Genomic DNA, 18695 nt, shown 5'->3' on the forward strand with positions numbered 1-18695 from the left:
TTTGCCCCCTGTGGAAGGCAAACCTTTCGAAATGTCCTATCCTGATACGTTCATGGCGCGAAACGCTGCTACACACGCTCGAAGCCTGTCCTTTCCAGCTCCAGGAGCCACGCCGCCATGCCCTATCGCCTTCCTCTCCTTCTCGCCCTGCTTGTTCTTGTGCCCGGCGCGGCCTCGCTCATGGCGGGCGGGCCGGTCGTAGGCGATGTGGTTGTGACGCGCACGCTGCAGGCCCTGCTGGGCGAAACGCCTGCCTGGGCCGGGCCGGTGACGGATATGGCCAAAGCGCCCTGGCTCTGGGCCAGTATGGTCCTGGCCGTTGGGCTTGCCTTCCTTTCTGCGGGCGGGCTGCGCGCGTTCAGCCCGCTCCTCGCCTATGGATTCGCCTGGGGCGCTGATCAGATATTCCGCTCACTGATCTATGTGTCCCGGCCAGATGCCGCGCTGGTCCATGTTGCCAGCGCCAGCAGCTCCAGCGGTTTGCCCTCCACCTTTGGTCTGGTTTTCGGCGCGCTGTTTGGCGTCGCTTTGTGGATGAAGAATGACAGCCTCCAGGCGCGCATCGCCCTTGCGGTTTGCTTCCTGTTGATGCTGGCAGGCGGCGCGGCGCGCATCGTCCTGGGCGGGCACTGGCTGAGCCAGATGCTGCCGTCCTTCGCGCTCGGCATTCTGCTTGCCGGTATCGCGGTGTGGGTGTTCGGCCGGATCGAGGCCTTATTCCCCGGAAAAGTGAGCTGAAAATTCTTCTGAATCAGCGGCGTAAAAAAATTTACGCCGTTCTTGTCCACCCCCTCCCGGTCCGTGCCTATACTCATCCCCATGAGCGAACTCCCTCCGCCCCCGGAAGATGAAACGAGCCCCGGCGCCCTGATCCGCCGCGCGTCCAGCCTCGCGCTCGGCCTCATCGTGCTGGCCCGCGCCGCGCTCGCAAGGTTTGACGACGCGTCCGTCCCGCGCCGTGCTGCCGGGCTTGTCCTGCGCAAGTTCATCCTGCCCGCGGAGGCCATCGTGCGCCGCGCCATCCTGGTGCTCGCCGCCACGCTGCCGCCCGTCCGCCCCGGCGCCCACGCCAAACCAAAAGGGCAGGGCAAGCCGCCCCCGCCGCCAAAATCAGGCGCCCCGCGCGCGCCCATCTTCTGCCTCACAGAGCCGCTGCCGCGCCCTGCCATCCGCGCCGCGAAGGCAGCGCCAAAAGTGGACGAAGGCCCGCGCATTTCCCTGCTGGACTGGTCCGCGCCCGCGCCAGCTCTCCCGCCGAAAATCCGTCCGAAGGCAGATGAAGCCGTCCACTGCGCCCGCCTTCTGCGCCGCCTCGCCGCGCTGGAGAACGCCTATGCCGACATCCTCGGCCAGGCCCGCCGCTATCTGCGACGCCGCGCCGCCGCCGCGCGCAGTGGCGCGCCCTCAAAAGCGCCCCTCTCTTTCAGCCGCATACCGGGCAACACCCGCCACCTGCTTCAAGAGTTCCGCTTCGTCCTCGAAGACATGAACCTCGCCGCCTCGGAAACCCTCGCCCCCGCGCCAAATTCCTCCTGAGCAACGATCGCTTCCCACTCTGTACATCCGGAAGGCACCCCGCCTCTCCGGCCACACATGCTGCGGCCCGCCTGGCGGGCTTTATTTGCCGGGGCCGAGAAGGGCGAGGGCCTCGGTCACATAAGGCTTGCAGTCTTCCGGCACGCCCAGGAAGGGCGCCTGATTGAAATAGATCCGGCGGCTGACCTGATATTCCAGCCCCTCCATGATCTGCCCTTTCACCTTCTCGGTCGGCCCCAGTTCCAGCGCGGCAAGATAGTCGCGCATCGCGCATTGCGGATAGGCTTCCGGCCAGTCGGCAACATAGAGCCCGCGCAGGAATCCTCGGCGTTGCAGTGCATCAGCCTTCTGCGTGTCCGTCACGTCTGGGCGCGCGAGCAGCTGGCCCAGCGCCTCATCGGCCTTCTCTACCGGCTTGGTCTTGAAATGGGCGGCATAGACAATCGGCGCAAATTCTTCGTCCGTCAGTTTCACTACCGGTTCGGCCGGGGGTGTCCCGGCCGGCGCCGAGGCGCAGGCGGTCATCAGCGCGGCCAGTCCTGCGGCTGCAATTGCTCTCATCATGGTGCCTCTCCCCAATGCCCGGCCCCAATGCCCGGATGTGCGGTGAAGGAAACCCTATCCCGCCCCCTGGCTCCATCCCCCGTTCCGGGGGTATGCGTCGCCCCGTTGACCGGCGCCCCGCTTCGCCCCAATCCTACCCCCATGACCGCTGCCCGCGCCCTCCCCAATGAAACGCTGCTCCACCTTGCCGGAGAGCTGCTGACGCCGACGCCCGAAGGCGCCCTCTGGTGGGCGGCGCGGCGGCTGCTTGTGGTGTCCGATCTCCACCTGGAGAAAGGCTCGAATTACGCCGCCGCTGGCCAGCTTCTCCCGCCATATGACACCGGCGCCACCCTCGCCCGCGTCGAGGCGCTGTGCGCCCGCCTGCAGCCGGAAACCATCCTCTCCCTCGGCGACAGTTTCCATGATCGTCAGTCGGAGTTTCGTCTCCCGCCGCCCTACGCAGACCGCATCCGTGCGCTCACCGCCGCCCATGACTGGGTCTGGATCGAAGGCAACCACGACCCCGATCCCCCGGCCCATCTCGGCGGGCGCGCCGCAAAGGTCCTGCGCCTTGACGGCCTCGTCTTCCGGCATGAGCCCGAAGGGGAAGCAGGCGAGATCGCGGGCCACCTTCACCCCGTCGCCAAGGTGGCCGGGCGCGGCCGCGCCGTGCGCCGGCGCTGCTTTGCGTCCGATGGCGCCCGCCTCGTGATGCCTGCCATGGGCGCCTTTGCCGGCGGCCTGAATATTCTGGATACGGCCTTTTCGTCGGTCTTCCCCGAAGGCTGCATGGCCTTCGCGATGGGGGAGGGGCGGGTATATTCCCTTCCGCGCCGCCATCTCATCCCCGATGTCCGCACGGGCGGGGCCAGCTCCGGCGGCTGGCGGCTCTAGCGCGGCGGCCTGCGTAGCCACGCCGCATGGCGCAGCGGTCCGGCATACTTTAGGGTTTCTTGAAGTACGGACGCCCGCAAACTCTCGCGCCCGCCAGCGATCGTGACCCCTAAACTCTTCACCACCCTGAAGACCTACACGCCGAAGCTCTTCGCGGCAGATGCCTTTGCCGGCGTCACCGTCGCCATGGTCGCCCTCCCGCTCAGCCTCGCCATCGCCATCGCCTCGGGCGCGGATCCCGGCATCGGCCTCATCACGGCGATCATCGGCGGCCTTCTCATCTCGCTCCTCGGCGGCAGCCGGGTACAGATCGGCGGGCCCACCGGGGCCTTCATCGTCGTGGTTTATGGCGTTATCGCCGCCCATGGCTTTGATGGCCTCGTCCTCGCCACGTTGATGGCGGGGCTTATCCTCCTCGCCGCCGGGTTCCTGAGGCTCGGAAACCTCATCCAGTTCATTCCCGAGGCCGTCGTCAACGGCTTCACCATCGGCATCGCCATCATTATCGCCACCAGCCAGATCAAGGATCTGCTCGGGCTTCAGGTTGATCATCTGCCGGCGGAATTCCTGGAAAAGCTCCCCGCCCTCTGGCAGGCAAGGGAGAGCTTCAGCCCCGCCGCCCTCGGCATTGGCCTTTCCACCATCCTCCTGATCATCCTCTTCCGCCGCCTCGCGCCCCGCTGGCCGGGCCTCATCGTTGCGGTCGGCATCACCTCGGCCACCGTCGCCTTCGCCCATCTCCCGGTCGAAACCATCGCCAGCCGTTTCGGAGACCTGCCCTCCAGCCTCCCCATGCCCACCTTCCCGGACGTGACGCTGGCCCGCCTGCAGGAACTGCTCCCCTCGGCCCTCATCATCGCCTTCCTCGCAGGCGTCGAATCGCTCCTCTCGGCGATGGTGGCAGACCGGATGACCGGCGGCCATCACCGCCCCAATGCGGAGCTCATCGCCCAGGGCGCGGCCAATCTCGGATCGGGTCTTTTCGGCGGTCTCCCGGCCACCGGCGCGATCGCGCGCACGGCAACGAACGTAAAGGCCGGCGGGCGCACGCCGGTGTCCGGAATTGTCCATGCTTTGACCCTGTTTGTCATCATGGTGTCCCTGTCTGACCTCGCCGGGCAGCTTGCCTTGCCCGCTTTGGCCGGGCTTTTGCTGCTGACGGCCTGGAATATGAGCGAGCCGGACAAGTGGCGGGACTACGCCCGTCTCCCCCTGGAAGACCGGCTGCTCCTGATCCTCACCCTCGTCCTCACAGTGGTCGCAGACCTCGCAATCGCCATCGGCGTGGGTGTTGGTCTCGGCCTCGCCCTGCGCCTGCGCCGCCGCAATATCCCCCCATCAGACTGGACACCGCCCAGCCGTTGACGATAGGCATAAATTCCTGCAATAGGAATAAATTCTATATTTTCAGACGGATGCGTGGCGATGCAGCACAAGGACATCTGGCGGGGGCTTGATCTCCTCGCCGCCCATCACGGCCTCACCGCCTCAGCCCTCGCCAAACGCGCGGGGCTCGACCCTACAAGTTTCAACCCGTCCAAACGCGAGGCCGCCGATGGCCGCCCCCGCTGGCCCAGCACAGAGAGCCTCGCCCGCGTGCTCGACGCCGTTGGCGCAGGCTTTGACGATTTCGCCGCCCTCGTCGAAGGCCGCCGGGGTGGCTCCGCCCCCCTCATCGGCTTTGCCCAGGCGGGCCAGGACGGGTTCTTTGATGATGCCGGTTTCCCCGTCGGCGCAGGCTGGGAGGAAGTCCGCTTCCCCGGCCTTGGCGCAGAGACGGTCTACGCCCTTGAAATCAGTGGCGATTCGATGGAGCCCGCTTATAGGGCCGGAGACCGCATCATCGTCGCCCCCGGCGCCGAAGTGAAACCGGGTGACCGCGTGGTTGCCAAAACTGTAGCAGGCGAAGTCATGGCCAAGGTGCTGGCCCGGAAGAATACAAGGCTGATCGAACTCGCCTCGCTCAATCCCGCTTATCCCGCCCGCGAGTTCAAACCCTCCGAAGTCGCCTGGCTCGCCCGCATCCTCTGGGCCAGCCAGTAAACCCTCCGCTCACTCCGCCTCAGCCGGAAATGCGTCCACGCAGGTTTTCAGGATCTCAATCCCGCTGCCCAGGCCGGGTACGGGAAAGCTGGCGCTCGCCTCATCGGAGGTGAGGCTAAAGGTGCCTTGCGCCCGGAACTGGTCGAGGATCGCATCCACCATCTCGTCCGGAAAGAACACGAACACCGCTTCGGGCCGGTCTGCGGCCTTGCGCAGCGCGATGGTGCCCCCGCGGCCGCTGGCATAGGCGATGCGCCCCTCGGCCCCGTCCGCCACAGCGGCAAACTGAGGCGCGGCGACAGTTATGAAATTCCGGTCGCTCATCAGCGTGATGTTCATCATCGGCGGGCCTTCGCCATACCACAGCATGCACGACCACTGGCCCGTCGGCGCCTGGCTCGGCACGTCGTTGACGCCCCAGGTCTCGGCTGAGGCGGGCAGGGAGGCGGCCAGCAGCGCAGCGGCGGCGAGGATGTGTCTGCGCATGGAATGATCCTTCAGGCAGAGAAACTGGCCAGCAGAATGCGTCAAACCGGGCACCCCGCCCACCCCCCAAACAGGGGCAAGGACGGGGGCCGCCTGGCTCACACGCCGCCATGCCCCGAGGGAATCGCACCCGTCAGCGCGCCCATGGATTGCGCGCATCCTCCGGGCGAGTCAGTAAGCAGCCAGAATTCAAAGGCTTGCCCTCCCATGACCGATCCCAAACCGCCCGTCCCCCAGCCAGGGCTCGACCCCCAGGATTGGGCAGCCTTCCGCCAGACGGCGCATGACCTGCTCGACGCCGCGATCGACAAGATGACCGCCAACCGCGAAGGCCGCGTCTGGACCCCGTTCCCGGCCGAGATGAAAGCCGCCTTTGCCCGGCCTCTCCCAAAGGAAGGGCAGGGAGAGGCAGACCTCGCCGCCCAGCTCGCCGCACTGCTGCCCTATGGGGTGGGCAACACTCATCCGCGCTTCTTCGGCTGGGTGCATGGCTCGGGCACGCCGCAGAACATGCTGGCCGAGATTGTCGCCAGCGCGATCAACGCGAACGCCGGCGGGCGCGATCACGGCGCCATCTATGTTGAGCGCCAGGTCATTGCCTGGTGCCGCGAGATGTTCGGCTTCCCCGAAACCGCCAGCGGCCTCCTCGTCTCGGGCACCTCGCTCGCCACCGTCATCGCCGTGAAAGCCGCGCGCGATGCGCGCCTCGAATTCCGCAGCCGCAAGGAAGGCATCTGCGGAGACCGTCTCGTGGGCTATGCCTCGGCCGAGGCCCATGCCTGCAACCCCCGCGCCTTCGACATTCTCGGCCTGGGTACAGATGCCCTGCGCCGTATCCCCGTGAACGACGCCTATGAGATGGACACGGCCGCCCTGCGCGCCGCCATCCAGGCAGACCGCGAAGCCGGCCTCACGCCTTTCCTGGTCATCGGCACAGCGGGCACCGTCAATACCGGCTCAACCGATCCGCTGGCGGAGCTTTCAGCCATTGCGAAAGAAGAAAACCTCTGGTTCCATGTCGACGGCGCCTTCGGGGCGCTCGCCCGCCTCTCGCCCGCCCATGCCGAACGCTTCAAGGCTATCGAGCAGGCTGATTCGGTCGCCTTCGATTTCCATAAATGGCTGCATGTGAACTATGATGCCGGCTGCGTCCTCATCCGCGATGGGGCCCACCATCGCCATGCCTTCTCGGACCGTCCGGATTATCTCAAGGGCGCCGAGCGCGGCATTGCGGCGGGCAATCCCTGGCCGGTGGAATATGGCCCGGAGCTGTCGCGCGGCTTCCGTGCCCTGAAGGTCTGGTCCCAGATCGCCGGTTTTGGCACGGCAAAGCTCGGAGAAGCCATCGCCCGCAACTGCGATCAGGCCGCCTATCTCTCCGCAAAGGTCGCCGCCGATACGCGCTTCGATCTCCTCGCCCCGGCAAAGCTCAACATCTGCTGCTTCCGCTACCGCGCCGACGGGCTGGACGAGGCCGCGCTGGACGCGCTGAACGAGGAAATCGTCATCCGCCTTCAGGAAAGCGGCATCGCCGCGCCATCAACCACCAAGCTGAAAGGCCGCGTTGCCATCCGCATAAACCTCACCAATCACCGCACGCAGCACAGCGATCTCGATCTTCTGCTCACGGAGATTGTAAAGCTGGGTGAAGATGGGGATGTCAGGGCGTCCCTCATTCCCCCGCGTCCATAGCCAGAATAATCTGCGCATAGCCTGTCGCCAGCCGTCCCATATTCTCCACGGCAAGGCGTTCATTGGTGCCGTGGAAACCGGTGAGGTCTTCGGGCGACATGATCGCCGGCGCAAAGCGGTAGACGTTGGGCGTGATCGCGCTGGCATAGCGCGCATCGGTTGCCCCCAGCACGAGGCCCGGCGCGGCCGGCGCGCCGCCGGCTGTCGCTTCCGCCACGCTGGCGAGCACGGCATAGGCAAGGTTGTCCGTCGGCGAAACAGGCGAGGCGCCAAGGCCGCGAATGCCCTGCTGGCCCACCTTTATCTCGATGCCGTCAATGTCGGCGGTCATCTCGCGCACGTGCTCCATGACGTCCTCTTCGGTATCATTGGGGTGTATACGGAAGTTCACCATGGCGCTGGCCCTCTGGGCGAGTACGTTTTCCTTGGCTGATCCTGCCAGCATGGTCGGCGCGGTCGTCGTGCGGATCATGGCGTTGCCTGCCGAAATCCCGCTCATCTGCTGGTCGATCATGCCTTCGAAGAGCCAGAGATTGGCAAACGCCATCTTCTGCATGAAAGGCATGTCATTGGCGGCGGAGCGGAAAAGGTCCGACACCGGAGGTTTCGAGAAATCCGCCTTCATCTGGTTGTCGTCCAGCGCCACCACAGCGCGGGCCAGGCGCACAGCTGCCGAATCGCGCGGCGGCGTGGACGAATGCCCGCCTTCGCCCGTCGCGATGATTTCCAGTGTCAGATAGCCTTTCTCGGCAATCCCGATGAACCCCATCGCCTTGCCCGAAAGCGGGGAGGGGTCGACGATCATGAAGCCTTCATCCAGCGCCATCTCCGGCTCGATGCCGCGCGATTTCAAGAGCGCAATGCCCGCCTCGGCGCCCGAACCGGAAACTTCTTCGTCATGGTCAAACATGAAATAAATTGTGCGTTTCGGCTGGAAACCTGATGTGGCCAGCGCCTCAGCCGCTTCCATAAGCGCCACGAGGGAGCCTTTGTCGTCAATCACGCCGCGGCCATAAACATAGCCGTCAACGATCTCGCCATCGAACGGGCCGCCGGTCCAGTCTCCCTCCGTGCCGATATTCACCGGCACAACATCCTGGTGCGCCATCAGCAGGATCGGCTTCAATCCGGGATCAGATCCTTCCCAAGTATAGAGCAGGGTGAGGGTCTCCGGCACCAGTTCTTTCTGCATTGCAGCATGGGCTGCGGGATAGGTTTCTTCCAGCCACTGATGCAGCGCGTTCCACGGTCCTTCCTGACCCGGACGCGGATCACCGGGCGCAATCGTGATCGTGCGAAACTGGATCGCGCGGGAGAGATTTTGTGCGCCGCGTTCAGAGGAAATCTCCGGCGCGGCGGGAAGCTCCACCCGGCCACCGACAGGGTCGGCCCCATAGCTCGCGGTACGGAACAGAACGACGGCAATGATGATGCCGATGATGGCGCCAAGGCCAACCAGTATATTGCGGATCATGGCGTCGCCCGTCCTCCCTGCTTCTGGCGCCGCAGTTTGCGTGGCATCGGCGCCACGTCAAGCGAGGGCGCAGCTAAAAAATGACTTGGCCGTCACCTTCGCTCAAGGCAGTGTGCGCGCCATGTCCCAGTCCCCCACCAAGCGTTTGTCGTTCCCGCGAGTGCTCGCCTTTGCCTCGCTCAGCATTCCCATTGCCGGGGTCGGCCTGCCGCTGGGGGTCTACCTCGCGCCGCTCTATGCCAATGAAGCGCCTCATGGGGTTGGCCTCGGTCTGGAGCTGACCGGGCTCCTCTTCATGCTGCTGCGCTTCTGGGACATCTTCACCGATCCGATCATGGGCTACATGGTCGACCGCTACCGCACGCCGCTCGGGCGTGTGCGCCACTGGATCATCCTCTGTGTACCGATCCTCGGCATCTCCACCTTCTTTGTCTACATGCCGCCGGCCGGGGCAGGACCCGTCTACTTCATCGGCTGGATGCTGCTGTTCTATGTCGGTTTCACGCTGCTCCAGACGTCACGCTCCTCCTGGGTGCCGGCCATTGCCAGCGATTATGACGACCGCTCACGGCTGTTCCTCTGGCCAGAGATCGTATCGGTGTTTGCCATGCTGGCTTTGCTGGCTACGCCGCTGATCCTCTCCACGATTGGGGTGGAGGCAGACAGGTTCGGGCAGGTGGCCGTCATGGGCTGGGTGATGATTATCGCCCTGCCGATTGCGGTGGCGCTGTCGTGTTTCTTCGTGCCCGATCCGCCTTTGCGGGGGGAGTCCAAACAGGTTGAGAAATTCGAGCTGCGCCCGCTGCTGCAAGCCATTCGCGGGCCGATGTTCAGCCGCCTCCTGACGATTGAGCTGCTTGTATCGACGGCCATTTCAGTGACGGCCGCAAACTTCCTCTTCGTCGCCGAATATGCGTTTGGCGCCAATGACGCGCAGACCAGCCTGACGCTGATGCTGTTCTTCGTCATGGCCATCATCGCGCTGCCCTTCTGGCTCTGGCTGGCCAAGAAAACCGAAAAGCGGACCGCCTATTTCATCGCCACCACCTTTTCCGGTATCGCCTTCATCGCCTTCATTCCGCTGGCGCCCTATGGCAATTTCACGACCTTCCTGATCGCCTCGCTGATTGCGGGCATCCCGTTCAGCGCGCCGATCTTCCTCGCCCGCGCGATGACGGCCGATGTCGTTGAATGGCAGGCCGCAGAGACCGGGGAAAACCGCGCCGGTAATTTCTATGCGCTGCTGACGAGCTTCAACAAAGTTGGCTCCAGCCTCGCCTTTGGTGTGGGCTATTTCATTGTTGGCCGGATCGCCGGTTTCCGCCCCGGCCAGGAAAATTCCGACGCGGCGATCTTTGGTCTTGTCATGGTGTTCGGTTTCCTGCCGGGTCTGCTCTACCTGCTCGCCGGTTTCCTGGCGCGCGGCTATCCGCTGACCCGCGCTGTGCAGGAAGAAACGGCCCGCAAGCTTGAGGGCCGGATAGAGGTCGCGCCCCCTCCGGTGATCTGAAGGGCGGTTATCTGAAACCTAGAAGCCACCGCCCTCGGCGAGCCATTCCTTTTCGTCCGGGGTGCTTTCGCGGCCGACCACATCGTTGCGATGCGGGAAGCGGCCGAAGTCACCGATCACTTTCAGGTGCGCCTCGGCATAGTCTTTCGTGTTGGCGGCGAAGTCGCGGAACTCCGGCCGGGCCTCCGCCGCCAGGGCGGTGAACAGCGCAACGGCTCTCTCCTGGTCCGCCATCGCTTCGGAATGTTCCAGCGGCAGATAGAAGAACACGCGCTCCACTTCGGAAAGCCCGCGATCCTCGCCCGCCGCCAGGCCTTCCTTGCACAGATGAAGCGCCAGCATGTCCTGCGCAAAGGCGCGGGGGCTTTTGCGGAAGATGTTGCGGCTCATCTGGTCCAGCACGATGATCGCCGACAGCCGCTGGCGCGGGCCCCGCGCCGCCCAGTCATGCGCCATCGGTCCGGCCGACAGGGTTTCAAGAAGCGGCTGAAACTGCGCTGTCAGGATACGGTCAAACGCGTCTCCGCCATTGAACCAGAGCGGTGCATGGGTCTTGAGCACTTCGGGAGATGCGGCTGACCCGCCAAACCAGAAAGCATGCACGGTGGCGGGCGAGGGAAGGGCAATCATGCGGCGGGCCTCCGGGCAACAACCATATAGTTCACGCTGGTATCCTCCGAAAGTTTCCACGCCCCGCTGAGTGGATGAAAGCTGACGCCGATGGGCGTGTCCGTTTCCATCCCCGCGCTTTCCAGCGGCCGGGTCACATCTTCCGGCGCCAGGAATTTCGACCAGTCATGCGTGCCTGGCGGCAACCAGCGCAAGATGTACTCGGCCCCGATCACGGCGGTGGCCAGCGCCTTGGCAGTCTTGTTGAGCGTTGCCACGATCATCAGCCCGCCGGGCTTCACCAGCTGGGCAGTGTCCATCAGGAACTGCGCCGGGTCAGCCACATGCTCGACCACTTCCATATTCAGCACGATGTCGAACGCCGCCTCGCCGCTCGCCAGCAGACCCTCGGCCGTGCCGGCGCGATAGTCGATGTTCAGGCCCTGCTGGCTGGCATGGGTGAGGGCGGTCTTGATATTGGCTTCGGAGGCGTCCACCCCCGTGACCGCCGCGCCCAGGCGCGCCATCGGCTCGGAGACAAGGCCCCCGCCGCAGCCAATGTCGAGCAGACGCAGGCCCTTGAGCGGGCGCAACTCCCCCAGAGGCAGGCCGAAATGGCGCTCGGCCGTCTCGCGGATGAATTTCAACCGTGTGGGGTTGAACCGGTGGAGCGGCTTGAACTTGCCGTCAGGGTTCCACCAGTCGGCCGCCATGGCGGAAAACTTGGCCACTTCGGCCGGGTCGATGCTCGGCGTCACGGGCGCTGCGTCAGACGCGTCAATTGTTCTCGCCATTGTTTAGCAATCCTGTTTGATCCCGGCCCGACTTTCTTCTAGAGGGGCCGATAAATGAGCGGGCCTCAAGGGGCCAGAAGGTATTTGGGGCGAAATGGCGCGGACAGTACTCAAATTCGGCGGCACATCGGTCGGCGATCTCGACCGTATTGCGAATGTAGCAGAGATCGTCGCTGCGCGCGCCGCAAAGGGCGAGAAGATGGCCGTGATTGTCTCGGCCATGTCGGGCGAGACCAACAAGCTGGTTGCCCTGGCAGACGGGGCGGCAGGCAAGGATCTGCCGCGCAGCCTCTATGATGACGAGTACGACGTGGTCGTCGCCTCGGGCGAGCAGGTGACCGCAGGGCTTCTCGCGCTGGCGCTGCGCCGCCGGGGGCTGAAAGCCCGCTCCTGGCTCGGCTGGCAGCTGCGCCTGAAGACCGATAACAGCCATGGCCGCGCTCGCATCATGGGCTTTGACGACAGCTCGCTGCCCGATTCCATCGACAGCGGCGAGATTGCCGTCGTCGCCGGTTTCCAGGGCGTGACCGATGACTTCCGGGTCACCACGCTCGGCCGGGGCGGGTCTGACACCAGCGCCGTGGCCGTGGCCGCCGCCCTTGGCGCGCAGGTGTGTGATATCTATACCGATGTGGACGGCGTCTACACGACCGACCCCCGCATCGTTCCCAAAGCCCGCCGCATCGACAAGATTTCCTATGAGGAAATGCTCGAAATGGCCTCCCTGGGCGCCAAAGTGCTTCAGACGCGCTCGGTCGAGCTGGCGATGAACCATGGTGTGCCGGTGCGCGTGCTGTCCAGTTTTGTAAAACCCGGCGAGGAGAGCCCCGGCACCCTCGTCTGTTCAGAGGAAGAGATCGTGGAAAAACAGGTCGTCAGCGGCGTTGCCTATTCGCGGGATGAGGCGAAGGTCACCCTCTATGGCGTGCCCGACAAGCCCGGCTCCTCGGCCAAGATCTTCTCTGCGCTCGCCCGCGCCGGCGTCAATGTGGACATGATCGTCCAGGCCTCCTCGCGCGAAGCCTCCAAGGCGAACCTCGTTTTCACCTGCACCGACCGCGACAGCCCGTTTGCCCGCGAGACGCTGGAAGGCCTTCAGGCCGAGGTCGGCTATGACCGGATCGAGGTGATCCGCGACGTGTCGAAGATCTCGATCATCGGCGTCGGCATGAAAAGCCATACCGGCGTTGCCGAAAAGATGTTCACCGCCCTCTCGGAAAAGAGCATCAACATTGATGTCATCGCCACATCCGAGATCAAGATTTCCGTTCTGATCGCCGCGCCCTATACAGAACTGGCGGTCCGGGCACTTCATACAGCATTCGGGCTGGACGCAGACTGACGGGTCACCGTAGACCGGGAGAGCATGCCGTATAACCTGCCGGCCACCCGAGTTCTGATGAACAACCTCCGCCAGGTGATGGCAGAGGAGGGTGACGCACGTTCGCGCCTCGATCAGGTGGTGCGCATCATTGCCTCCACCATGGTCGCCGATGTGTGCTCGATCTATCACCGCGAGGCCGACGAGACGCTGCTGCTGATCGCCACCGAGGGCCTGAAGGAAGAGGCCGTCAACAAGACCCGCATGGGCGCCAATGAGGGCCTTGTCGGCTATGTCGCCCGCACGGCAGAGCCCATCGCGATTGAAGACGCCCCGCGCCACCCGGCCTTCTCCTACCGCCCGGAAACCGGCGAAGACCCGTTCCATGCCTTCCTCGGCGTGCCGATCCTGCGCACTGGCGGCGTGCTCGGCGTGCTCGTCGTGCAGAACCGCACCGAGCGCACCTATCGCGACGAGGAAATCGAAACCCTCCAGACTATTGCCATGGTGCTGGCCGAGATCGTCCACCGCATTGAGGAAGACCAGTCTACGCCCCAGCCTGACCGGCGCTTCCGGGGCCAGAGCAGCGAAAACCTGCGCGGGCGCATCTTCTGCGAAGGCCTCGGCTATGGCCGGGCCGTGCTGCACGATCCGGTGGTTCCGGCCGCCCGCTTCTTTGCCGCCGACCAGAAACAGGAAACCCTGCGGCTGACGCAGGGCCTGAAGGACCTGCGCACCTCGATTGACCGGATGATGCTGATCGACGGCGCCGCACTGGGCGAAGACCCGCGCGATGTGATGGAGGCCTACCGCCTTCTGGCGCATGACAATTCCTGGGCCGAAAAGTTGCAGGAAGGTGTGCGTTCGGGCCTCTCCGCTGAAGCCTCGGTCGACCGCGCCCGCCGCGAACACCGCGCCAAGATGCAGGCCGCGCGCGATCCCTATCTGCGCGAACGCCTGCATGACCTGGAAGACCTCGACAACCGGCTGCTGCGTATCCTCGGCGGGGACGAGAACAAGCCCCAGATCACCGATGAGAGCAGCGTGCTGGTCGCCCGCCGTCTCGGCCCGGCAGAGCTTCTGGAATACGCCAAGACCGGCCTTAAAGGCATCCTGATGGAAGAGGCGGCCGCCTCCTCCCACGCCGCCATCGTGGCGCGCGCGCTCAGCATTCCGGCCATCGGCGGCATCGAGGGGCTCACCACCCTGATCGAGCAGGGCGATTATGTGATCGTCGACGCCGAACAGGGCCAGGCGCACATCCGGCCCGATGACGCCGTCTATGACGCCTACAAGTCCCGCGTGGCGCTCCGCTCGGAGCGTCAGGCAGTCTATGCCAGCCTCAAGGGGCTCCCCGCGCAGACAAAAGACGGCGAAACCCTCTCGCTGATGCTGAACGCCGGCCTCGACCTTGATCTCGACATGCTCGATCAGGCCGGCGCCGACGGGGTCGGCCTCTTCCGCACCGAGTTCCAGTTCCTCGTCTCCGAAAGCCTGCCGCGCCTGGAAGACCAGATTTCGCTCTATCGCCGCGTGCTGGACCGGGCGGCGGGACGGCCCGTCATCTTCCGGACGCTCGATCTGGGCGGCGACAAGGTTCTGCCCATTCTCAACCAGCTGCGCGAAGAAAACCCGGCGCTCGGCTGGCGCTCGATCCGCTTCGCGCTCGACCATAAAGGTCTCTTCCGCCGCCAGCTGCGCGCGCTTGTCCGGGCGGCCGGGGAAGGGCCCCTGACGGTCATGTTCCCCATGGTGACGACGCCCGAAGAGTTCCGCGAGGCGCGCGCGTTGCTGGAGGAAGAGGTCGCCTGGACCCTGAAACGCACCGGCAAGACGCCGTCAAAGCTCGAAATCGGCGTGATGCTGGAAACCCCGGCGCTGGCTTTCTCGCTGTCGGATCTCGCCGGTGAGGTCGATTTCCTCTCCGTCGGCACCAACGATCTGTTGCAGTTCTTCTTTGCCGCTGACCGGATGACGCCGTCTGTGTCAGACCGGTACGCTTTGATCAGCCCGGCGGCCCTGCGTTTCCTGCGGATGGTGGCGGAGACGTGCAAGACCGCCGGTATCCGGCTCTCGGTCTGCGGGGAGGCAACCGCCACCCCGCTGGCCGCTTTCTGCTTTGCTGCCTTCGGTTACAGCAGCCTGTCGATGTCGGCTTCGTCCATCGGTCCGGTCAAACAGGCCCTCAGATCCATTGATCTGGCCGGATTCCGCAAGGGTCTGGACGCGGCGCTGGAGAAGCCGAACGGTGCGTTCCGTAACCAAGTATTAGGGATCGCCATTGAACATGGGGCCGATATACCGGACACATGAAGCTGGTTATGACGGGATGATGGCGCATTTGTCTTGGCCTGGACCGTTTTTTGCCAAATTTGGTACCCATATGGCAGCGGTCGAAGTGACTGGTAGAATATGGCACACAACATGACCCATGAAGCAGCAGAGAACGGACAGAAGTCCGAGGACTCTGTGACAGAGAACGGAACGGAACGTTCCAACGTGACCCCTATCTCCCCGCGCGCCGCGCGAGAGCTGGAAGTGCGCGAGGGCCGTGTCCGCGCCGAAGAGATTTTCCGAACCGCCGAATATGAAGGCGAAGCGCTCCGCATGGGGCAGGTGCTGCGCCGCGTCCGCGAAGCGCTGGCCCTGCAACTCACCGACATCGCCAAGGAAACCCGCATCCGCGAGAATTTCCTGATGGGGATCGAGCGGATGGAAGTGCAGACCATCGCGCCGGGCTATCTGAAAGCCTATCTGCTGACCTATGCGCGCTATCTCGGCCTGCCAGAGCAGGAAGTTGTGCAGCGCTATACCCGCGAATGCGGCGGCCTCGATGAGGTCAAGACGGCTGCGCCGGTGCCCAAGATCGGCCAGATCCAGAAAAAAGCCACCAAATGGCCGCTGATCGTGGCGGGCGCTGCCCTGCTGGCTGCGGTTATCGCCGCGGGCGTCACCGCCATGGTGATGATGAACAATGCGCCTGAAGAACCCCTCAGCGAAGCCCCCGTGGCCGTTTCCGGGGCCCGCGACAGCCTATTCGAGGACGCCCGCGCCGAAACCAGCGCGCCGGTAGAGCTGCCGCTGGAGATTGTGGCCGTCCGTCAGGGCTGGCTCGAAGTGCGCGGCGCCGATGGCACCATCTTCCTCAGCCGCACACTGGCCGAAGGGGAAACCTATTACCCGCGTCTCAACGCTGGCTGGACTGTCTCCACCCGCAATGGCGGTGATTTCCAGTGGCGCGTCGGCGATGTCGTTGTCGGCACGCTCGGTCCGGACGGCGCGCAGGTCTTCTCCGTTTCGGTCGACGAACAATTGCCGCTGGCAGCCGAACTTCTGGCCGCGCCAACGGTTGCGGCCACTGAAGAGGCCGAACCAGCGACACCCTGAGGCCTTTACGGAGCGCCTCACACACGCCACATCTGGCCTGAACTCCTCTGCGCCTGCAGGGAAGCTAGTCTGCGAGACGTCCGATGAGCCACAATCCGATCCGTCCCTGGCGCAATATCGAGCGCCGCAAGTCCCGCCAGGTGCGGGTGGGGAATCTGATGGTCGGGGGCGACGCGCCGATTGCCGTCCAGACGATGACCAACACGCCCACCGAGGACGCCGCCGCCACGATCGCCCAGATCCTGCGCTGCGCGGAGGCGGGCGCCGACATTGTCCGCGTGTCCTGCCCGACCGAAGAGTCGACCAAAGCCATGCGCGAGATCGTCAAGGCGAGCCCGGTGCCGCTCGTGGCCGACATCCACTTTCACTACAAACGCGGCATTGAAGCGGCCGACGCGGGCGCTGCCTGCCTGCGCATCAATCCCGGCAATATCGGCTCCCATGCCCGTGTGAAGGAAGTTGTCGCCGCCGCGCGCGCCAATGGCTGCTCGATGCGCATTGGTGTCAATGGCGGCAGCCTGGAGCGCCACCTTCTGGAAAAATATGGCGAGCCATGCCCGGACGCGATGGTCGAAAGCGCGCTGGACCATGCCCGCATTCTCGATGATCTGGGCTTTTACGACTACAAGATCTCGGTCAAGGCGTCCGACATGTTCCTCACCGTGGCGGCCTATCACGCCCTCGCCGAGGCAACCGACGCGCCGCTGCATCTGGGCATTACAGAAGCGGGCGGCCTGCGTACCGGTACGGTCAAATCCTCCATCGGCATGGGCGCGCTGCTCTGGGCCGGCATCGGCGACACCATCCGCGTCTCTCTCTCGGCAGAGCCCGAAGAAGAGGTGAAGGTCGGCTTCGAGATGCTCAAATCCCTCGGCCTGCGCACGCGCGGCGTGAACATCGTCGCGTGCCCCAGCTGCGCGCGTCAGGGCTTTGACGTGATCCGCACCGTCGAGACACTGGAAAAGCGCCTCGCGCATATCTCCGAGCCGATTTCGCTGTCGATCATCGGCTGCGTCGTGAACGGTCCGGGCGAAGCCTCCCTTACCGATCTCGGTTTCACCGGCGGCGGCAAGGAAAGCGGCAAGATGTTCGTCAACGGACGGGCCGACCACAATGTCGCCAATGCCGATATGGTCGAACACATCGTCAAGCTGGTCGAGGACAAGGCCGCCCGTTTGAAAGCTCAGCGCGACGCAGAAGAAGCCACCGAAGTTCCGGCAGAGTAGCGCGTTACATCAAAGCGGCGCGCAGCGGCTCGCCGGGATCAGCGCGGCAGCAGCTTCATACGCGGCCTGCGACGGCGCCAGCCGGCGGATCAGTGCCAGCGCCTCCGGCTTCGACACGATCACCTGTTCGGCCTCGCCATATTCATCAAGATCCTGGCCTTCCAACGCGACGATCACCCGGCGCATGCCGGTCGCGCCCTCGGCGCGCGCATCCACCGACCCGGCATAGACATTGTCCGTATCCGCCTCAAATATCGATAGCGAGCCATATTCCGGCCAGGCGGGCACCGACAGCTCCACCGGCCCTTCGGACACATCAATCAGGCAGATCGCATAGGCAAGGTCGGGCGAGGGCCGAACCACGGTCTGTGTTTGAGGGGTCATCCGCGGGCTCATCGTCCAGCTGTGCAGCGGGATGCCGCTGTCCGCCATCCGCTCGCGCACCTTCGACATGATCTGGCCGGGCAGGGCGCTGAGCACGACAAAATGGGCCAGCAGAAACGTCACGGCAAAGGCGGCAAGGCCAGTCAGGAACGAGCGCATCAGGCGTCACCTCCGCAAGCCAGGCGTTTGACGCCGGGCGTGGGCAGCACGCCTTCCGGATCGGCAATCAGGTCCGGCGTGGGCCTGTAGATGCGCAGGGTCATGTCGAAGTCTCCGCCAGCCTGGCTGGATACCCAGTTGCCCGTCTCCGGGTCCGTGGCCGCAACGGTGAAGGACCAGGCGTCTTCCGCCCCCGAAGAGGCCGCCTTGGTCTGGTCGAAGGAGAGGGCGTTGTCCTTGTTGAGGGGCAGATAGCTCTGCGCGTCATAGAGGGTGATCGACCACCATTGGCCGGGCATGTCCCCGCCGCTGACCTCATAGGTGCAGTCTTCCGACAGGCGATTGCCATCGCTGTCCATATTTGTCGTGAAATAGACCGCTTCTTCTTTCGTCAGCGCCAGCAGGCCGTGCCGGGCAATGCGTGCGCGCGTCCAGGGGTTGGCGCTGGTTGACCCGATGGTCCAGTCGCTTTTCCAGCCATTGACATCGATCTGGTCACCCACGCTGGCGCCCGAGCCAATCATGCCCGCCGCGAAGAAGGCAGACGCTGCGCCCGCTGCCAGACCCAGCACGCCGCCAATCAGAAGAGGAAGAATCCGCATCCCTTCACGCTATCGTGACTGTATCGGACGGC

General features: G+C 64.6%; 18 protein-coding genes. 11 read left to right on the forward strand and 7 right to left on the reverse strand.

The genetic code is table 11. The features are described from left to right. The first annotated feature begins 117 nt into the window (after positions 1 to 117). Complete coding sequence (locus HNE_RS03020; protein WP_011645636.1) at positions 118 to 738, forward strand: phosphatase PAP2 family protein; 621 nt, start codon at positions 118 to 120, stop codon at positions 736 to 738. Positions 739 to 819: 81 nt separating this feature from the next. Further along, positions 820 to 1536, forward strand: a complete 717-nt coding sequence (locus tag HNE_RS03025; protein WP_035590172.1) for a hypothetical protein — start codon at positions 820 to 822, stop codon at positions 1534 to 1536. 81 nt (positions 1537 to 1617) lie between these two features. Here HNE_RS03025 and HNE_RS03030 read toward each other — a convergent pair whose 3' ends face one another. Beyond that, complete coding sequence (locus tag HNE_RS03030; RefSeq protein ID WP_035590170.1) at positions 1618 to 2100, reverse strand: hypothetical protein; 483 nt, start codon at positions 2098 to 2100, stop codon at positions 1618 to 1620. A 141-nt stretch (positions 2101 to 2241) separates the two neighbouring features. Between HNE_RS03030 and pdeM the strand changes: the two genes are divergently transcribed. The 3 genes from pdeM to HNE_RS03045 all read left to right on the forward strand — a co-directional run bounded on the left by pdeM (position 2242) and on the right by HNE_RS03045 (position 5019). Next, complete coding sequence (gene pdeM, locus HNE_RS03035; RefSeq protein ID WP_049755001.1) at positions 2242 to 2976, forward strand: ligase-associated DNA damage response endonuclease PdeM; 735 nt, start codon at positions 2242 to 2244, stop codon at positions 2974 to 2976. 102 nt (positions 2977 to 3078) lie between these two features. Beyond that, the gene (locus HNE_RS03040) at positions 3079 to 4341 is read left to right on the forward strand and encodes a SulP family inorganic anion transporter (RefSeq protein ID WP_011645639.1); all 1263 of its coding nucleotides are present in this window, start codon (positions 3079 to 3081) and stop codon (positions 4339 to 4341) included. Positions 4342 to 4401: 60 nt separating this feature from the next. Continuing rightward, positions 4402 to 5019 (forward strand): S24 family peptidase, encoded by a 618-nt coding sequence (locus tag HNE_RS03045; RefSeq protein WP_011645640.1) that lies wholly within the window; start codon positions 4402 to 4404, stop codon positions 5017 to 5019. Between the two features lie 9 nt (positions 5020 to 5028). Here HNE_RS03045 and HNE_RS03050 read toward each other — a convergent pair whose 3' ends face one another. Next, the gene (locus HNE_RS03050; protein WP_035590167.1) at positions 5029 to 5505 is read right to left on the reverse strand and encodes a hypothetical protein; all 477 of its coding nucleotides are present in this window, start codon (positions 5503 to 5505) and stop codon (positions 5029 to 5031) included. Positions 5506 to 5712: 207 nt separating this feature from the next. Between HNE_RS03050 and HNE_RS03055 the strand changes: the two genes are divergently transcribed. Continuing rightward, positions 5713 to 7197, forward strand: a complete 1485-nt coding sequence (locus HNE_RS03055; protein WP_011645642.1) for a pyridoxal phosphate-dependent decarboxylase family protein — start codon at positions 5713 to 5715, stop codon at positions 7195 to 7197. On the opposite strand, the gene HNE_RS03060 is transcribed toward HNE_RS03055, so the two are convergent. Continuing rightward, the gene (locus HNE_RS03060) at positions 7178 to 8671 is read right to left on the reverse strand and encodes a M20 family peptidase (protein ID WP_011645643.1); all 1494 of its coding nucleotides are present in this window, start codon (positions 8669 to 8671) and stop codon (positions 7178 to 7180) included. The two genes, HNE_RS03055 and HNE_RS03060, sit on opposite strands and share 20 nt — an antisense overlap. An 85-nt stretch (positions 8672 to 8756) precedes the next feature. On the opposite strand from HNE_RS03060, the gene HNE_RS03065 reads away from it, so the two are divergent. Continuing rightward, positions 8757 to 10181 (forward strand): MFS transporter, encoded by a 1425-nt coding sequence (locus HNE_RS03065; RefSeq protein ID WP_233351984.1) that lies wholly within the window; start codon positions 8757 to 8759, stop codon positions 10179 to 10181. 18 nt (positions 10182 to 10199) lie between these two features. On the opposite strand, the gene HNE_RS03070 is transcribed toward HNE_RS03065, so the two are convergent. Next, positions 10200 to 10811 (reverse strand): DUF924 family protein, encoded by a 612-nt coding sequence (locus HNE_RS03070; RefSeq protein ID WP_011645645.1) that lies wholly within the window; start codon positions 10809 to 10811, stop codon positions 10200 to 10202. Continuing rightward, positions 10808 to 11584, reverse strand: a complete 777-nt coding sequence (gene ubiG, locus HNE_RS03075) for a bifunctional 2-polyprenyl-6-hydroxyphenol methylase/3-demethylubiquinol 3-O-methyltransferase UbiG (protein ID WP_011645646.1) — start codon at positions 11582 to 11584, stop codon at positions 10808 to 10810. Before ubiG ends, HNE_RS03070 begins: the two co-directional genes overlap by 4 nt. 94 nt (positions 11585 to 11678) lie before the next feature. Between ubiG and HNE_RS03080 the strand changes: the two genes are divergently transcribed. The 4 genes from HNE_RS03080 (at position 11679) to ispG (ending at position 17518) form a co-directional block, all read left to right on the forward strand. Then, positions 11679 to 12926 (forward strand): aspartate kinase, encoded by a 1248-nt coding sequence (locus HNE_RS03080; protein WP_011645647.1) that lies wholly within the window; start codon positions 11679 to 11681, stop codon positions 12924 to 12926. A gap of 24 nt (positions 12927 to 12950) precedes the next feature. Next, the gene (ptsP, locus tag HNE_RS03085) at positions 12951 to 15218 is read left to right on the forward strand and encodes a phosphoenolpyruvate--protein phosphotransferase (RefSeq protein WP_011645648.1); all 2268 of its coding nucleotides are present in this window, start codon (positions 12951 to 12953) and stop codon (positions 15216 to 15218) included. Between the two features lie 111 nt (positions 15219 to 15329). Continuing rightward, entirely contained in the window at positions 15330 to 16292 is a 963-nt protein-coding gene (locus tag HNE_RS03090) for a helix-turn-helix domain-containing protein (RefSeq protein ID WP_041298745.1), read from the forward strand. An 83-nt stretch (positions 16293 to 16375) separates the two neighbouring features. Then, positions 16376 to 17518: a flavodoxin-dependent (E)-4-hydroxy-3-methylbut-2-enyl-diphosphate synthase gene (gene ispG / locus HNE_RS03095; RefSeq protein WP_011645650.1), complete on the forward strand. Its 1143-nt coding sequence runs from the start codon at positions 16376 to 16378 to the stop codon at positions 17516 to 17518. 9 nt (positions 17519 to 17527) lie between these two features. Here ispG and HNE_RS03100 read toward each other — a convergent pair whose 3' ends face one another. Then, the gene (locus tag HNE_RS03100; protein ID WP_011645651.1) at positions 17528 to 18061 is read right to left on the reverse strand and encodes a DUF1254 domain-containing protein; all 534 of its coding nucleotides are present in this window, start codon (positions 18059 to 18061) and stop codon (positions 17528 to 17530) included. Further along, on the reverse strand, positions 18061 to 18663 hold the full coding sequence (locus HNE_RS03105; protein ID WP_011645652.1) for a DUF1214 domain-containing protein: 603 nt from the start codon (positions 18661 to 18663) through the stop codon (positions 18061 to 18063). Before HNE_RS03105 ends, HNE_RS03100 begins: the two co-directional genes overlap by 1 nt. Positions 18664 to 18695 lie beyond the last annotated feature (32 nt).

This window comes from Hyphomonas neptunium ATCC 15444, assembly GCF_000013025.1.
Classification (GTDB): domain Bacteria; phylum Pseudomonadota; class Alphaproteobacteria; order Caulobacterales; family Hyphomonadaceae; genus Hyphomonas; species Hyphomonas neptunia.

Bases quoted from the DNA above. Each gene is read 5' to 3' on its own strand.
- HNE_RS03100 (WP_011645651.1), bottom strand. From the start codon at position 18,061: ATGCGCTCGTTCCTGACTGGCCTTGCCGCCTTTGCCGTGACGTTTCTG.
- ispG (WP_011645650.1), top strand. From the start codon at position 16,376: ATGAGCCACAATCCGATCCGTCCCTGGCGCAATATCGAGCGCCGCAAG.
- HNE_RS03105 (WP_011645652.1), bottom strand. From the start codon at position 18,663: ATGCGGATTCTTCCTCTTCTGATTGGCGGCGTGCTGGGTCTGGCAGCG.
- HNE_RS03055 (WP_011645642.1), top strand. From the start codon at position 5,713: ATGACCGATCCCAAACCGCCCGTCCCCCAGCCAGGGCTCGACCCCCAG.
- HNE_RS03025 (WP_035590172.1), top strand. From the start codon at position 820: ATGAGCGAACTCCCTCCGCCCCCGGAAGATGAAACGAGCCCCGGCGCC.
- pdeM (WP_049755001.1), top strand. From the start codon at position 2,242: ATGACCGCTGCCCGCGCCCTCCCCAATGAAACGCTGCTCCACCTTGCC.
- HNE_RS03060 (WP_011645643.1), bottom strand. From the start codon at position 8,671: ATGATCCGCAATATACTGGTTGGCCTTGGCGCCATCATCGGCATCATC.
- HNE_RS03030 (WP_035590170.1), bottom strand. From the start codon at position 2,100: ATGATGAGAGCAATTGCAGCCGCAGGACTGGCCGCGCTGATGACCGCC.
- HNE_RS03045 (WP_011645640.1), top strand. From the start codon at position 4,402: ATGCAGCACAAGGACATCTGGCGGGGGCTTGATCTCCTCGCCGCCCAT.
- HNE_RS03050 (WP_035590167.1), bottom strand. From the start codon at position 5,505: ATGCGCAGACACATCCTCGCCGCCGCTGCGCTGCTGGCCGCCTCCCTG.
- ubiG (WP_011645646.1), bottom strand. From the start codon at position 11,584: ATGGCGAGAACAATTGACGCGTCTGACGCAGCGCCCGTGACGCCGAGC.
- HNE_RS03090 (WP_041298745.1), top strand. From the start codon at position 15,330: ATGACCCATGAAGCAGCAGAGAACGGACAGAAGTCCGAGGACTCTGTG.
- HNE_RS03020 (WP_011645636.1), top strand. From the start codon at position 118: ATGCCCTATCGCCTTCCTCTCCTTCTCGCCCTGCTTGTTCTTGTGCCC.
- HNE_RS03080 (WP_011645647.1), top strand. From the start codon at position 11,679: ATGGCGCGGACAGTACTCAAATTCGGCGGCACATCGGTCGGCGATCTC.
- ptsP (WP_011645648.1), top strand. From the start codon at position 12,951: ATGCCGTATAACCTGCCGGCCACCCGAGTTCTGATGAACAACCTCCGC.
- HNE_RS03070 (WP_011645645.1), bottom strand. From the start codon at position 10,811: ATGATTGCCCTTCCCTCGCCCGCCACCGTGCATGCTTTCTGGTTTGGC.